This window comes from Sinomicrobium weinanense (assembly GCF_018863395.1).
Classification (GTDB): domain Bacteria; phylum Bacteroidota; class Bacteroidia; order Flavobacteriales; family Flavobacteriaceae; genus Sinomicrobium; species Sinomicrobium weinanense.
This window is the reverse complement of sequence record NZ_JAHKRR010000013.1, coordinates 42,825-59,885: the sequence shown is the minus strand read 5'-3', so window position 1 is coordinate 59,885 and position 17,061 is coordinate 42,825. Positions and strand designations below refer to the sequence as shown.

The 17,061-nt window shown below is 47.3% G+C and carries 8 protein-coding genes; 2 read left to right on the top strand and 6 right to left on the bottom strand.

The window, feature by feature from the left end; translation table 11 throughout:
- Positions 1–91: 91 nt before the first annotated feature.
- The 6 genes from KN811_RS20720 to KN811_RS20695 all read right to left on the bottom strand — a co-directional run bounded on the left by KN811_RS20720 (position 92) and on the right by KN811_RS20695 (position 12,795).
- Complete coding sequence (locus KN811_RS20720) at positions 92–1,690, bottom strand: sulfatase (RefSeq protein WP_187966314.1); 1,599 nt, start codon at positions 1,688–1,690, stop codon at positions 92–94.
- A 257-nt stretch (positions 1,691–1,947) separates the two neighbouring features.
- The gene (locus KN811_RS20715; protein WP_187966315.1) at positions 1,948–2,877 is read right to left on the bottom strand and encodes a DUF1735 domain-containing protein; all 930 of its coding nucleotides are present in this window, start codon (positions 2,875–2,877) and stop codon (positions 1,948–1,950) included.
- 17 nt (positions 2,878–2,894) lie between these two features.
- Positions 2,895–4,664 carry a RagB/SusD family nutrient uptake outer membrane protein gene (locus KN811_RS20710; RefSeq protein WP_187966316.1) on the bottom strand — a complete coding sequence of 590 codons (1,770 nt, stop codon included), beginning with the start codon at positions 4,662–4,664 and terminating at the stop codon, positions 2,895–2,897.
- Between the two features lie 12 nt (positions 4,665–4,676).
- Positions 4,677–7,691, bottom strand: a complete 3,015-nt coding sequence (locus tag KN811_RS20705) for a SusC/RagA family TonB-linked outer membrane protein (RefSeq protein WP_187966317.1) — start codon at positions 7,689–7,691, stop codon at positions 4,677–4,679.
- 41 nt (positions 7,692–7,732) lie between these two features.
- A complete protein-coding gene (locus KN811_RS20700; protein ID WP_187966318.1) occupies positions 7,733–9,592 on the bottom strand; it encodes a RagB/SusD family nutrient uptake outer membrane protein in 1,860 nt (619 codons plus the stop codon).
- 23 nt (positions 9,593–9,615) lie between these two features.
- Positions 9,616–12,795 carry a SusC/RagA family TonB-linked outer membrane protein gene (locus tag KN811_RS20695; RefSeq protein WP_282097930.1) on the bottom strand — a complete coding sequence of 1,060 codons (3,180 nt, stop codon included), beginning with the start codon at positions 12,793–12,795 and terminating at the stop codon, positions 9,616–9,618.
- Positions 12,796–13,402: 607 nt separating this feature from the next.
- On the opposite strand from KN811_RS20695, the gene KN811_RS20690 reads away from it, so the two are divergent.
- Complete coding sequence (locus KN811_RS20690) at positions 13,403–14,653, top strand: cellulase family glycosylhydrolase (protein WP_187966320.1); 1,251 nt, start codon at positions 13,403–13,405, stop codon at positions 14,651–14,653.
- A gap of 300 nt (positions 14,654–14,953) precedes the next feature.
- On the top strand, positions 14,954–17,044 hold the full coding sequence (locus tag KN811_RS20685; protein ID WP_187966321.1) for a sulfatase-like hydrolase/transferase: 2,091 nt from the start codon (positions 14,954–14,956) through the stop codon (positions 17,042–17,044).
- Positions 17,045–17,061 lie beyond the last annotated feature (17 nt).

Genomic DNA, 17,061 nt, shown 5'->3' with positions numbered 1-17,061 from the left:
ACTTATGATCTCAGGACCTATGACTTCAGGACTTATGACGTAAGACCAATATGGTAAAAGTCATACGTCATAAGTCCTGTAGTTGTACGTCCTAATCTTCAGTAATTATGCTTCCCCACCAATCCTCATTGGGGCTAAAACCATCGGACAAAAAGTGCCTGCGCTGTTTTTCCAGTTTGGGCAATCGCTTATTTATTATTTTATTGTGATAAGCAGATTTCTTTTCCGGGTCGAACTCTTCATCTTTTGCCGGGTAACTGGCTTCCACCCCGGCCAGCCAACGCTCCAGTTTGTCCCCGAGTTCAGCTAGCTTTTCGGGATGATCGGCTGCCACGTTCTTTTGTTCGTAAGGATCGTCAATGATATTGTACAGTTCATTCCTGTCTTCCTCGTAGTAATGAATTAATTTCCAGCGGCCTTCCCTGATTATGGAAGACGGGTCCCCTCCCTGGTTGCCGTAATGCGGATAGTGCCAGTACAATGGCCTTTCGGGTAGTATATCCCCCTTATCGATAACGGGTTTTAAACTAACACCGTCCAGGAGTTGTTCCGCAGGCAGGTCTATACCTGCATAATCCAGGATGGTGGGATAGAAATCGGCACCTGTCACCGGGTAATCGCTTTGCTTTCCGTTGGAATTTTGCCATGGAACACGAATCAAATACGGGACCCTTATCCCTCCTTCCCACTGGTAGCCCTTACCGCCGCGAAAAGGCAGGTTGGATGTGGAATAGGCATCTCCCGAAGCTACACCTCCGTTATCTGACGTAAAGATGACAATCGTATTTTTTTCCAGGCCCGATCTTTTAAGCCCGTCCAGTACAACCCCTATGGCATCGTCCATGGCTTCAACCAATCCGGCGTAAACAGGATTATCCTGGGTTTGCCTGATCGGCAGGTTTTTTTCCATGACAAAACCTTTTTCGGCAATCCCCGTCGCTTTAGCTTTGTTCTTGTATTTCTGCCATTTCTCCCGGGTGGTCTGGATGGGCCCGTGCACCGCGTAAAAGGAGAGAAAAGCAAAAAATCCGGACCTTTTATTTTCCTCCATAAACGCTACGGTTTCTTTGGCCAGGCGCATGGACAAATTTTCACCGTCGCGTATATCCTTTAATTTCGGGTTGTCAAAGGGTGAAAAATATCCCCCGTTAGGGTTTCCTTTCTCCCATCCTCCCTTGTTTATTTCGAATCCATGATCTTCCGGATAGGACCCTTCTCCTCCCAAATGCCATTTTCCTGCAAAAAAGGTTTTATAGCCATGGGCTTTCAATACTTCTGCCAGGGTCGTCCCGTTTTCAGGCAAATGATGTTTATACCCCGCAGGCAACAATCTGTCGAACCTTTTGGTTTTACGCCAATCCGCTCCGCTTTTAGCCCCTATCCAGTCCGTTACTCCATGCCTTGCCGTAAATTGCCCTGTCATGATCGTGGCACGGGCAGGGCTACAAACCCGGCTTCCGGCATAGCCTTGTGTAAAAATCATCCCTTTCGATGCCAACCGGTCTATATTAGGGGTTTCGTAAAAGTCACTTCCCACAAAGCTCATATCCTTCAGGCCGAAATCATCGGCCAATACAAAGAGTATATTGGGTTTCCCGGGAATTTCCGTTTGCTCCTTACCCTTTTCACTGCAGGAATTGAGTAACAGTACAGAAAATACCAAAAAAGTAATATTAATATTTTTCATCATTATATGATTTTATTTTAACATGAGTTTGAAATAAGCTGAAACCGTCATTGCGAGGAACCGACCGAAGGGAGGTGACGTGGCAATCTCATGGGGGCTGGCAGATATCTTCAATGGCATGCGCATACCTGCCGGGAGACTGCCGCGCTCCGCTCGCAGTGACGGATGATTATTATCTATTACTTATCAAAGTAATGCTCTTTAGCCTATTTCAAACTCACGTTTTATTTTATATCTATTCCCCGGTACATCCCGTAAAGTCACCATTCTTCAAAAACGAGGTCTTCTTCGGGCGGGCGTCTTAAATATAACACTTCCGTGACGGTGTAATCGCTATCGCCCCTCGTAAACGAATACTCAAGGGAGAGGCTCCGGTCTTCGGGGTCATATGTTCCCGATCCTGAAAAATTCGTAACCTCACTGCTGACTGTTGACAGGTCAACGGTATTTCCTTCATCAATATGCAGTATAAGGCCGGCATCGTTAAAATTTCCCATACCCGAAGTTTCTACGGTATTGGCATTGATCGTGGAAAGGTTCCACGTCCCGTTTTTAACCAGATCCGGATGATCATAGACGACTTCGTTCGTTTGCCCGTCTGAAGTAGTTTCGAGCTGGTTTCCCGTATGATAATACGTTCCCTGATACCGGCTTATATATTTTATGACCACAATCGCGTAATTTTTGGGGGCTGTGACCTGGTTTCCCTGGTCGTCAAAACTTCCTGAGGCTATGGAGTCCAGGGAAGTTTCGGTAATCCGTACAGGGAGGGCGTAGGTATTGGATGTTGACAGTGAGTCCGTAATAAATTCCTCCCGGTTCAGGGTCACGGTGACATCTCCTATATACCGGCCTTCCGGAAAGGTCATGGTATTCCCGTTACTCAGGGAATAATAGGCTTCGGGAAGCAGTTTGAACGCTCCCGCCCCGTCCAGCACCTCATTGTCGAGCAAAGACGGGTCTATAACGAATGTGGCGGTTTCTTCAACGGTGTTATACCGCTTTCCTCCCATCGCAACCCCTACTTTAAACTGCATCTCGTCATAGGCAACAACAGTTCTCAAAGGTTTCTGGCTATTAAAATAGGCGATGGTAAAATCGTAATCCTCGACGTAATCTTCATACTTTTCACAGGAAACCATTGTCGTGAAGATCAGTACTATTATGGTTATTTTTCTGATTGTCATCATTTTTCTCACTTTAATTATTACCATCCCAGGTTATCGATCAGTTTCGGGCTCTTGGCCAGTTCTTCATAGGGCAATGGCGCATAGTAATATTTTATATCGTTGAACCTGCGTTCTTCCACTTCAAAAACAGTATACGAATAGGTGTCGTCTTCGTTCCGTTCAATCCTTATTCCTCTTACGGCCTCATCAAGCGGCATCAGCCATCGCCTCATATCGAAATAGCGATGGTTTTCAAAGGCGAGTTCCAGTCTTCTCTCTCTTAATACCAGTTCCCGGAAGGCTTCCTTTCCCCGGGCTGCCACCTCATCTACATAGGTGTTGTCGGTAATACCGGCCTTGGCCCTGATCATCTTGATCACATCTACGGCCGACCAGGCCATCCCCGGGCCTGCCACATCCGGCCCGTAAGCTTCATTGGAAGCTTCTGCAAAATTCAAATATACTTCGGTTTTCCGGAGATACGGGTTGTAATGATGATCGTTCCCCGGGTTCTCTACACTGATAATACCCGGTTTCAGGGACAACCACTTTCTCAGATAGTACCCCGTCCGGGTATTTTGCGGATAGGCATCGCGGGAATCCCTGCCCCCTTCATATATCTGCAAAGGGCTGTTATTGAGTATTGCCCCGTTGTAAAGCACATTGAGGTACAGGCGGGGGTCCCGGTTCTCATAAGGATGCTGCGGATCATAGCCCGAACGCGTATCGGTTATCGGAAAACCGTTCTCACTGTAAAAGGCTTCTACGAGGTTTTGTGAAGGTCCCGTACGGGCCTGGCCGTATTCCCCGAAAGGATAATTCTGGCTTTCCAGCGACCGGTTTTGATGGTAACTCCTCCAGATAAACTCATCAGGGGTATTGTTATTGTTAAAATCTGCTTCTGACAGTCCCTTCAGGGCACCGACAACATCTATCGCTTCCTGCGTCGCCCGGGCTGCCTCCTCCCATTGTGCTACAAAAGTACCCTGGTCCGTAATGGAAAACTGTCCCATTCCGGTAAGCCTGACCACTTCATCGGGCTGGTATGCCGGACTTGCCCCATAGACTGCTACCCTTGACTTCAGGGCCAGGGCAACCTTCTGGTCAGCCCTTCCGATCTGAAGTTGTCCGGTCACCGGATCGCTTCCCGCATATTCGACAGGCAGGTATACCACGGCCGAATCGAGGTCCTGCATGATCTGCGCTACACATTCCTTATAAGTGTTTCGTTCCACTGCATCGAGGTCCTGTGCTTCTTCGTCCGATTTCAGGGAACGTATTATCGGATATCCCAGGGCTTCGCCTTCTCCGGTCTTACCTCCGTATACCTGTAACAACCGGAAGCCCCACCATGCCCTTAAATAAAAAGCCTCTCCCTTAAGGTTGCGCTTTTTCCGGATATTGTTTTCCTCATTGGTAATATCGTAGTTGACCTGGGGGCCAAGGCCATTCTCTAAAAAGAAATGTACATTCCTGAACTGATTATATGCCGCGCCCCATACCGAAACCGGGTTGGTGCTCGCTGTAAGCCCCCCTTGTGACATCCGGTAAATATCACTGCTGAAATTGTTGGTTACCGCATTGTCGGTAGCTGCATCCAGAAAATTTCCTCCGTAATCATCCACAATCGTATTGGGAAGATTGGAATAGGCATTCATCAGTAAGCCTTCGGCTTTTTCAGGAAGTGTAAAGGCATACTCCCCTCCGTAGGTATTGTCGATCTCCGGGTCTAAAGAACAGGAAACCACAATAGCAGAGCATACCGATATGGCAAGTATACGAATTCGCGTATTTAGTATTTTCTTCATCTCGATCTTTTTTTAAAATCCTATGGTAAGTCCTCCCGTAATTACCCGCATCAGGGGATAGTTATCAACACCCGATGCAGGGACTTCGGGGTCCAGGTCTTTTTCGCCAGACAGCACAAACAGGTTCGTACCTCTTAGATAGACCGTGATATTCCTGGCCACCCGGGTATCGTTGGAAAAGGTATAGCTCACTTCCACGTTCTTCAGCCTGAAAAAAGAGGCATCCTGTATCCAGAACGTAGACCCCTGAAAGTCGTTTGTCGGGTTGTAGGTGGTGAGCGCCGGCAAATTTCCCCCGGGGTTATTTACAGGGTGAAACCTGTCCCTTGCCAGTACCGAGTATTTACCTTCGCCGGAATTTCTGTAATAGGTATTGTTACGCATAAAATCAACACCCAGTTCGGAAGTTCCCAGCAGGCTTAGCCCGAATCCCTTGTATTTAAGATTGGCATTGATCCCTATACTGGTCCGGGGAAATGAATTTCCGATCACTTTTCTGTCCTGCTCATTGACGATCCCGTCATTGTTGAGGTTCTGATAACTGATATTTCCTGCCTTATAAGGCCCCAGTGCCTGATATGGGGCTTCGGCCACCGCTTCTTCGCTCCTGAACAGGCCGTTGGAAACATACCCGAAGATCGCATCAGAAGGATTCCCTTCCACATTCAGGTACGCATCGGAATTGTCTATGGCATCTGCCCTGACCACGCGGTTCCTGGCATATAAAACATTGGCCCCTACTTCATACCTGAGCCTCCCGGAGCCTCCGTAATACGTGACCTTGCCATCTATACCGTTGTTGACGACCTTTCCGAGATTATGCGGTGCATAGGGATTAAAGGTGGAAGAATAGATGGAAGAGGGACTATTGAAAATAATATCATCCCTTACTTCATTGAAATAATTCACTTCAACGGCCAGAGACCTATTAAAGAAAAGCCCTTCTACCCCAAGGTTTAACTCTGCGGAGGTCTCCCATTTAAGGTCCGGGTTGCCCAAATTATTATAGATCGTTCTCCCGACACCCTGCTGGTTGCGTTCTCCAAAATTTACATTCCCCCCGTTGCTGAAACGCGTGTTGTATAAATAGAACCCGGTAGCCCGGTCATAGCCCATCATCCCGTAAGTTCCCTTAACTTTCAGATAGTCCAGGTTTTTGGCGCCCTTGAGAAATTCCTCTTCGGAAAGCACCCATGCCACCCCGAAAGTACTAAAATATTTGTACCGGTTCTTACGGGCAAAACGGTTGCTGCCCATAACACTCTGTACCCAGTCTATATAAACCCTGTCTTTATAGGCATAGGTGCTTTTTAAAAACGTATTGGTATTTTCGGTATGCTGGCGGTTGTTTTTTTGATCGTTCAGATAGTAAAAATGAGAAAGGGTCAATGAAAGATGGTTGTCGTTATTGACCGTAACCCTGTAATTGGCTTTGGCCGACCAGCCCAGGTTTCTCTCAATATCGTTCCCGCTTTCCGAACGGTTGCCCCCTATGAGCCGGTTGTTCAGTTTGGTATACACCAGCGAATCCGGGGTAACGGCCCTTACGGCATAGCGCACGGGATTGTTGATCTGCTGGGCCCGATGATATTGGTAATTATCAAAAGTCACCTCAGCACTCACAGACAGCCCTTTGAGCAGGTTACCGAGGTCAAAGTCCAGTCCGAAATTGGTCTGCCCATAGAAGAACTGGTGTTCCTGGTAGCCCCCGTATACCACATCGCCATAGAGGCTTTGGGGGTTCAGCAGGCTTCCGCCTAGGGGAGGGATCTGCTCCTCTCCCAAAGGGGTTTCTTCTCCCATAAAATCTGGGTCTGTTATCACAAAAGGAAATTCATTGGGTCTCTGGGTCTTAAGGGCTGAATAAAAATCGCCCTGGTGCAGCTTGCCCCATTTCCTGCTCTCTATGATCCCGTTGGCCCCGAGGTGTGCCGTAATGGACCGGGACAGGTCTATACTGAGGTTTCCGCGCACATTAAACCGGTCCTGTTCTACGGCCTTCCCCACTTTTTCTATACCCTGGTTCCCCCTGTAACCGGCGAGCAGGGCGTAACGGACCCCTTTTTCTCCCCCGGAATACTCGAGGTTTACCCTTCTGAAAGGGTTCAGGTCCTCGATAAAATAATCGTTGTAATCGACATCGGGATACAAAAGGTCGTTTGCACCGGTGCTTTGCTCATACCCTTGTATCTGTTGTTGGGTATAAAATGAAGACAACCCGTCATTGGCCCGGGCCTCATTATACAGCCTTGCATATTCCGCACTGTTGAGATATTCGGCCATACGCGTATTCATATTTACCCCGTATTCTGCAGAAACCTCAAAAATCCTGGTGTTTTCCTTACCTTTTTTAGTGGTGATGAGCACTACCCCGTTTGCCGCCCTCGGTCCATAAAGGATCTTGGCGTTGACATCCTTCAGCACTTCCACGCTTTCTATTTCCTGCGGATTTAAAAAATCTATGGGCCTTTCGATACCATCCACGACCGTAATGGCCTGGTTGTCCGTTTGCCTGGACAAACCACGCACATATAATTCCGCATTGTTGTTTCCCGGCCCGTCGGTCGTCATTCGTGCTGTCAGGCCCGCCAGTCTTCCCTGTAAGGTATTTGAGAAGACCATATCGGGCTGGGACTCCAGGTCTTTCCCGGCGATCTTATCTGTCGCTCCCACAAATTCCCTCTGGGTAGTCTGTAAGGAAGCCGGTAAATCGATCATATCGGAGCCGTACAGCCCTTCACTTTCGAGCATTATGCGATCCGGAAGACCGCTTTGGGAAAGATCGATGACTTTTTCCTTAAATCCGTTTGCGGAGATGATCAGTACATTATCGGTCCTTACCATCAGGCTAAAGGCCCCGGAGTCGTCGGTATACACCTGGATATTGCCGTGACCCAATGTTACTTTTGCACGGGGTACGGGGGCTTCTTTATCGTTGACCACTACGGCACGTATATGCTTTGCCATATCCGGGCCCTGCTGACCATAAGACATTGTAAACCATCCGGACATTAAAAAAATGATCATGTGGAGCGTATTGCGTTTTAGTACCATTTCCAAATAAAATTTTACCATCCCGGGTTTTGCTTTAGATTAGTGAGATTCAAGGCATCCGCCTGGGGCATGGGATACCAATAGTGTTTCAAATCAAAAACCCTCTGTTCCGTAGTCAGGTCGGTGACCTCGTAAGAGAAATCAAGGGTACTTTTATCTGTGACCTGTTTGTGACCTGCAGGCGGATTGGCCCGGACACCCCTGATGGGGTCTGAAAATACCTCTTCGGCGATCATCCACCTCCTGAGGTCGTGCCAGCGATGATTTTCCCACATCAGTTCAACAGCCCGCTCCTGTCTTATCTTATCCCTGAAGGTTTCCTTGGATGCGGTGAGTTCACTCCTTACATCGGGCATACCTACCCGGTTGCGGATGATATTGACAGCATCTACCGCGGTCATCCCATACCCTTTCGGGTCACTATCGGGCCCATAGGCCTCATTCATGGCTTCGGCATAATCCAGGTAAACCTGGGAAACCCGGATATAAATGGTATTGACACTATATTTCCTGTATTGCCAGCTATACCCGTTCGCTTCGGGCCATATAAATTTTTTACACATATATCCCGATAACTGGCGGGCGTTGGTCCAGCTGCTATTCACCGTGCGGTTCCAGTCGCGTCCCCCCACATAAAGCTCCTGATAAATGGGTTTTCCGGACTGGTTCACTCCCCATTCTTCTCCGGGCACCAAAATATTGTTATAAAACCGGGGGTCCCGGTTGGCATAAGGGTTTTGCGGGTCATAGCCTGACCGGGGGTCCGATATGGGGTAGGCCCGGCCATTATTGAGTACTTCAAACATATCCACAATATTCTGTGTCGGATTGGTATAGGCCGTCTGGTCGCTCCCCGTATTATTACCGCAAAAATACTGGGGCAGGTAGAACACCCTGAACCCGCGTCCCTGATCGCGTTTACCGGCATCCAGACGGTACCATATCGATTCTTCGGTAACCTGGGCGCCTTCCGAATAAAATATGAATTCGTATTCGTTCCCGTTCATCAGCCGTACACGGGCCCCTCCTGCCCCCTCGTCGATATAGGCCAATACATCATGGGCATATTCGGCCGCACGTTCGCTCCATTCCTGCCCATAAGGCAAATACTGCGTACTTTCCAGGCCATTTTGCATCAGGGGACTGGCCGCATAGAGCGCTGCCATTTCCTTTACGGCCATGGCCGCTACCTTGTTGGCCCTTCCGTATTCTGCATCTTCCCAGGCCCCTGGCAGCAATGCAATGGCCTTGTCGAGGTCTTCCATGATAAATTCGGAATTTTCGGAATACGTCAGCCTGGGAAGGTCGACATCATCGTCCGGGCCAAAAGCCTTGTCCAGCCTTGGCATCCCTCCCATACGCTGAATGACCTGGAAAGTATACCATGCCCTGAAAAAATAAGCCTGCCCCAACAAATGGTCGTACTCCTCCTGTGTCATGTTGGGTATATCATCTATACGCTCAATCACCTTATTCGCAATACGTATGGCATAAAAAGCATTGCCTATCACTTTTCCCTGGTTCCAGCTCGGAGTCCCTGTTCCTGTCCACCCGATCTCCCCTTCCGCTCCCCGGTTTATCCAGGAACCCGTGTTGATCACATTCACTATCCGGCTCATATTAAAAATTACTCCTGCCTCGTCAGACAGCGCATTGATATTACTTCTGCCCAGGTATTGCGATTGCCAGTTATGGATATCCAGTAAAACCTCGTAGCAGTTGTCCAGATAACCGCGGGCAGACTCGTATTCCGAAAACACATCATCTTCGGCAATCCCGAAATCCGGGTCTACGTCCAGGTAATCTTCACAAGAAAGGATAGCGCAACTCAATAGTACAAGCAGCAGGGTATATAAATGTTTTCTTGTTCTCATCGATCTTGTTTTTACTTTGATTTTTAAAATGTGACCCTTAATCCGAAGTTATACCGTTTTAACACAGGATATACCCCTGCGCCGCTGGTTTCCGGATCAACGGGAATATCCAGTTTGGACCACGTTAACACATTGTTTCCATTGGCATAAAGCTGTAGTTGTTTTAGTCCCAATGATTCGAGGACCCGCCCTTTAAAAGCATAATTGATCTCAATATTTTTAAGGCGCAGGTAGGAGCCATCCCTATATAATAAGGTGCTGTTAGTACTGTTGTGATTATTGACAAGGTGAAGCGCGGGTTTTTCGGCAGTGTCCGCGGTTTCCGGGGTCCACCGGGTCAATACATCGGGCTGGGCCTGAACAAATCCTCCCGCGAAATCATAGAACAACAGGTCCGGAACCGTATATCCCGTATTGGTCACTCCGTATAAAAGGGCATTGAAACCAAGATTTTTCCAGTTAAATCCCAGGCGTAAATTATAGGTACGCAACGGATATGCTTCCACATCCTTCATCGGCACCCTGTCATTATTGTCGGAAACACCATCCCCGTTATAGTCGACATACAGGATGTCCCCGGGAACCAGGTTGCTTAAACCCGACCCGTGATTCTGGCCCGGGCCGTTGTAGATATCGTCCAGCGACTGGTAATATCCTCCTGCAATGGGCAGGGATTTCCAGTCAATGGGCTTGCCCGCGTCCTTGAGATACCTGTCCATCATCGCAGGATCATCCCTGAAGACAACCCTGTTTTCCGTAAAAGAAGTACCGAAACTCACGTTGTACCTGAAGTCGGAACCTATCCGGTCGTTCCACCCCAGGGTAAGTTCATACCCATGGCTTTTGGTCCGTCCTATATTGGCATCCGGAAGGTCCGAATATCCCACAAAAGTAGGGACGGTCCTTCTTTGCATCAGGATATCCTCCCGGTCTGATTTGTACATATCCAGCTCAAAGCTGACCTTCTCTATGAGATCGGCACTGATCTTAAGGTTCTGCTGTGTACTTTTCTCCCATGTGGCATTGGGGTTGGCAATGGCCCCTTCCATATAGCGAGGTCCGTAACCCGTCGGGGTTTCATAGCCAAACCTCACATCTCCCGCACTGTCATAGGTTTGCACATACTGAAAACTGTCCGTTCTGTCATTTCCCACTTCACCATAGGAATAATTGACCTTGAGGAAGTCCAACCAGTTGCCGGCCAGTTTTTTTGCAAAGGGTTCTTCCGAAATCACCCAGGCCCCGCCTATGGCCGGGAAAAATCCGAATCTCAGCCCCGGGGCGAATTTTTCGGTCCCGGAATAGTTCCCCGAGGCTTCAATCATATACCGTTCTTTGTAATTATAGCTCAAACGACCTATCCACTCCTCCCTTCGGGCAGGATAGCCATTTCTCCATACATCATTCTGCCGGAGCATCAAAGCCGTTACATTCAGGTTATGATCATTAAACCTGCGTCTGTATTCCAGTTGAAAACGATAATTCAACCTTCGGTTATAGCCATACAGATTGGGGAGGCTCCCGTTTACAGGGCCTTCCTGGGCCTGGTTATCAGGCCAGCGCAATTCTTCGATCAACGGGTAAGACACATTCCCCTGTTCATCTACCGTGGGCAGGGAATAATCGTAACGCCGGTAATAACGGATAATATTCAAACCCGAAAAAGCGCCTTGCACCCCGTCCCGGAGAATCTGCTTGGAATAGTTGGAAAGTGAAGAGTAATTAATACTGGCATTAAACGATAGCCCCTTAGTGATAAAATCCAGTTTCTGGTCTAATTGCGCGTCGTAAAACCCTTGGAAATACTGATAGGTCCGTTGTCCTCCTTCATTTAAGTAGACCAGCAGGTTCCCTTCTCCATCGGAAGCATCACCGGGATACCCGTCCGGATGGGTGATCGGGAACAGGTTTTGAGGGGCATAATAAATACGCTCATAAAACTGGGCCTGTCCATAACCATCCTCCACCCCATTACTAATACGATAAGCCGGTTGGTTCCTCACCCGATAATTCCCTGAAAACCGCACGCTGAACTTTGTAGTAGCGGTAATGTCAAAATCGAGATTGGTACGCCAGTTGTATTTCCTGAGCCGATAGGACGGGTCGTAGTCGGGGTTCTTCTCTGTCTGAAAAATATCCCCGTCGTCCCGGTATCCGAGAGAAGCAAAGTATTTAATCTTATTTCCCCCTCCCCTCACATTCAGGTTATAGGTTTGCTCAAAGCCCGTACCGATCAACTCGTCGTACCAATCTATTTCCGGGAAATAAGGATTGTAGGGCCCGCGTTCGTCATAGTGTTCTGTCCATGCATCTATCGTGGACCGGGGAATGAGCTGATCATAGTTCCTGTCGTTAAATGCCGCTTCATTGTAAGCCCTCATGGCCGTAAGATAATCTGCCTTTTTCGGGGTTTTGGTAGGCTGTTTTATCCCCAGGTTGGCCGAAAAGTTAAAGACCGGGTCTGACAGTTTTCCGGTCTTGGTGGTCACCAGGATCACACCGTTGGCCCCTCTTACCCCGTAAACTGCGGTGGAGGCTGCATCTTTAAGTACGGAGATGGTTTCTATTTCGTTAGGATCTATATTGTTCACGTCCCTCTCCACGCCATCTACCAGGAATAAGGGCGAAGCATTTCTCCACGTAGACTTTCCCCTGATAAATATTTCTCCTGCATCTGCTCCCGGTTTCCCGTTTGAATTGATGATCGTCATTCCGGGGGATTGTCCCTGTAAGGCCTCCGAGATCGTACTTACCGAACCGGTCTGCAAAATATCCTCTCCTTTTACCGAACTTACAGACCCCACCAGGGTCTGTTTGGTCTGTTCACCATATCCTATGACCACGACCTCGTCCAGGTTGGTGGCATCGGGCTTCATTACAATATGCAAGGCATCGGTTTCTGTTACGTCTTCAATACGTTCGGTAAGGTACCCTACATAACTGAAAGTAAGCGTAGATCCCGCTTCTATTTCCAAAGTGAAATTTCCGTCAAAATCGGTGGCAACTCCTCTCGAAGTATTTTCTTGCATCACGGTAACCCCAATCATGGGAATGTTATTTTCGTCCACCACCGTTCCCGAAACACTTATCACAGACTGATAAAAGGTGAATGCACGAACATTGTAACCACACAATGCTATACAGCCGAAACAAATTCCTATTACCCCCCGAATTAAAATTAACTTAGTAAAGGTTTCCTTCATTATCAATGAATTGAATGGTTGTTATTTAGAGTCTGTCTAAGTTTTATCCTTTGGTTCTTTTATGCGCCTTTTCCCGCTATACTTCAGCTATTTTTCGCCACGTAGCTATGGCTATGTGCCTCAAAATACCTTCGTCTGACAAAAAAATGCACTATAAAATATTCCAAAAACAAAATTTAGACAGGCTCTTAGTTTTAGTTGTTTTCTCTCCCTGCTTTATAAATATTTCCAATACACCTGACTATTTCACAAATGAATCGAGCCTGTTTTTATGGATCCACATTTTTCAAGGCATTATTTTACAAAATATCAAAAAACAGTATCGCAAATGTAAAAGGGCCTGGCGGTGAGCATCATTAAAATTTCATCAAATACTGTGAATATATATTCATGAATAAATGCCGAATCCTTTTTATGTTAAAAAAAGTGGGTAATATATAAAAATCAACAAGAATTGATTATTACTTCACAATAATTCCCTTTAAAAAATATCATATTCACACCGCTAAAGCAAGTCGTTGAAAATAATCCATTTGACGAATGACACCTAACCCCTGTCAGGAAATCAGATCTCAAACCAATTTTATAACACCCAAAACCAATAATTATGAAAACAAGTGTACAAACCCTGAGCAAGCTTCCAAAACGTATTCCAACAGGCACATGGACATTATTATTGTCCCTGATTTTATGTATTGTCCTGGCAGGCTGTAAAACAGACGAGGTCCCTCCTCTTGAGAACGAGAACATCTCATCTGATACTTACCAGTACAACATAGGTTTAAGTCTGAATGGTAAAGAAATACTACTCGACGGAGCTCCTTTTTATCCGAGGGGCTATGTATTTGAATCTTTACTTTATAAAAAAGAAAATCTGATCGAATATGCCCAGTATCCGGAATATGAGGAATTTTGTACCAGGCAGTTGGCAGCACAGGATTATTACTTCGGCAAAGGTGATTTTACAGACAATTCCGGTCTGGACCTGGCCCGGGCATGGGGAGCCAATACCATCAGGCTAAACTTAAACCAGGGAGCTCTTGACCCTCAGAATCAATATTATTCCGAGAATTATGTACAATTGGTCCGGAGAGCTGTCAGTGCTGCCAGGAATAAAGATTTCGTTGTTATTTTAACCATTTTTGTTGCTGCCAATAAAAATATACCTCAGCCCATGCAAGATGAAAATCCGAATATTCCCATAAATAATCCGATATCCCTTGGAGCTTGTGTAAAACTCGCGGAACTTTTCGGGGATGATCCCTATATTATGTTGGAAACACTAAACGAACCCTGGTCACCTACCCGGCGGGATTTTGGCTGGGAGTTCTACAGGGATGGTGGTACTCCAAGTGCCGGTTGTTGTCCGGGTGTAGAATTTGTCGGGGTCAATACCATAATCCAGGCCATGCGTGACAAAGGGGCTAAAAATTTAATTATAGTGCAGGGTTTGAAAACATCTTTTAAAGGATTTCCCGGTGGTTTTGTAGATCCTCTGGACAAGATCGTCTACTCTGTCCATCCATTTTTCGGGGATGGCTCAGATCCGGAAAGGATAGACTGGGATGGAAATTTCGGATTCATGGCCGAACAATACCCATTTTTAATTACGGCATGGGGAGCACCACTGGCACATGGATGGTGTGATGAATTCGGGTTAAATAAGCCTATAGAATTTCTGAACTATATCGACTCCAAAAATATCGGGATGATGGCCTATGCACTCGATGTCCCCTTTACAACGATCAGAGATTTCAGAACAGACCCCATAGAACCTACTGTTTTAGGAAATCAATGCTCAACCTGGGCAGGCCGTGGTACGGGAGAAATTATCAGGGATTATTTTTTATCCTTCTAAAATAATTCCATACCATAATACATTTTTAGTACCTTATCAGCACAAAAAGCCCTTTAAATATGTATTTTTAACAATAACTCGTTTAAACAGGTTCAATTTCTCATAATCTTTGATTAAAGATTTATATTTTAAATGTGTTTATTTTTTGATATTTACCCGCCCGATGATATCCCTTTTATTGGTGCCATTTTATCGGCCCCGGCAAAATGTGGATATATTGCAGGTTTCAACACCGGGAACAGCGCGATTATTGATTAACAAACCGGAGATCCCGGCGGGTTTCACTTATACTAATATTACATGAACAGGATCAAATCATTTCTATTCCTATCTTTTTTCAGTACCGTTTGTCTTTCTTCCTGCAAGAATGAACAAAAAGAAAAAGCGGCAGAGGCCGAGCCCGTAAAGCCCAATATCATATTCATTCTCACGGATGACCTCGGTTACGGGGATATCGGCATATTCTTCCAGAACCAAAGAAAAGAAAAGGGCGACCGAAGTGAACCCTGGCTCGAAACACCTTACCTCGATGCCATGGCAGAAGAAGGTGCGCAACTCACACAGCATTATACGGCAGCCCCTGTCTGTGCGCCCTCCAGGGCTTCGATACTCCTGGGTGTCAACCAGGGGCATTCCAACGTACGCGACAACCAGTTCGACAAAGCCCTGGAAGATAATTACACCATGGCCAACGTACTAAAACAGGCCGGTTACCGTACCGTAGCCATCGGCAAATGGGGATTACAGGGAAAAGGCGACGGACCGGACTGGCCTTCACACCCTTTAAAACGGGGGTTCGATGCCTATTACGGTTATATCAGGCACAGGGACGGACATGAGCACTATCCGAAAGAAGGGACATACCGGGGGCCCAAGGAAGTTTATGAAAATTATAAGGAAGTCAGTGAAAGCCTTGATAAATGCTACACGGGCGATCTTTTCACCGCCCGGGCAAAAAAGTATATCACCGAGCACCGGGAAAATCATAAGAACAAGCCCTTTTTTATGTACCTGTCTTATGACACCCCGCATGCCGTGCTCGAATTACCCACCCAGGCCTACCCGGAAGGCCGTGGACTGAACGGAGGGTTACAGTGGCAGGGGAAACCGGGAGAAATGATTAATACGGCTTCCGGTGAGGTAGATTCCTATGTATATCCGGAATATGAAAATGCCACCTGGGACGATGATAAAAACCCCGATACCCCGGAAGTCCCCTGGCCCGATACCTACAAGCGCTATGCAACGGTAAACAGGCGGATCGATGACCAGGTCGGGGACCTCATACAATTGTTGAAGGACCTGGAGATAGACCAAAACACCCTCGTGATATTTACATCCGATAACGGCCCTTCCAAAGAATCTTATCTTTCCAAAGACGAGTACGTGGAATACAGTCCGGAATTCTTTAACAATTTCGGGTATTTTGACGGCATTAAAAGAGATACTTACGAAGGGGGTCTGCGCACGTCGACCATTGCCTTCTGGCCGGGGACCATCCCCGCGGGAAGCGTGGTAAACAGTCCCAGCATTTCCTATGACTGGATGCCCACATTTGCAGCCGCCGCAGGAACAACAGCCCCGGTAAGGACAGATGGCATTTCCCTGCTCCCCTCCCTGACCGGGAAAGGAAAACAGGAAGAAAGCAGGATCTATGTCGAATATTTCCATCCCGGGACAACGCCTTCTTATGCCGAATTCGGGGAAAACCATCAAAACACCAGGCGAAAACAGATGCAAATGATAAGAATTGGCGATATGGCCGGGGTACGGTATAACATTACTTCGGCCGCAGACGATTTTAATATTTACAATGTGGTGGACGATCCGGCCCAGCAAAACGACCTTGCCGGCCAGCATACCGACCTCCAGGACCTGATGAAGGCCAGGGTGATCCAAATGCGGCATACCGATGCTTCTGCCCCGCGGACCTATGACAATGCTCTGGTTCCGGCGGCCCCCGGTAAATCCCTTGTCAACGGGCTCATGGCAAAATCTTTTCGCAATGATCTGCCATGGATTCCGTCCGCCCCTGAAAACCCTGTGGCCGTGGCCCGGATCGATAATCCCGGTGAAGCACAATTCGAAGGAAACCTGGTATGCCTCGAAGGTTACATCAAAATTCCCGAGGATGGAAAGTACAGGTTCTCTGTAAACACGGATAAAAAGTGTTTTATGAGGCTTCATGATATTTCGGTCATAGACGGGGACTTTAACAAAGACAGGGACCGGGAATATGAGGTCAGCCTCTCCAAAGGATATCACCCCATCAAATTATATGTTATGGGAGATCAACCGGTAACTGGCAAGAACCTGCAACTGATGTGGAAGTACGCAGACCGGGAAGGATCTGCGGTTCCCCCGTCGGCATTTTATCACTATCCGCAATAGACTTTCGTATTAATATG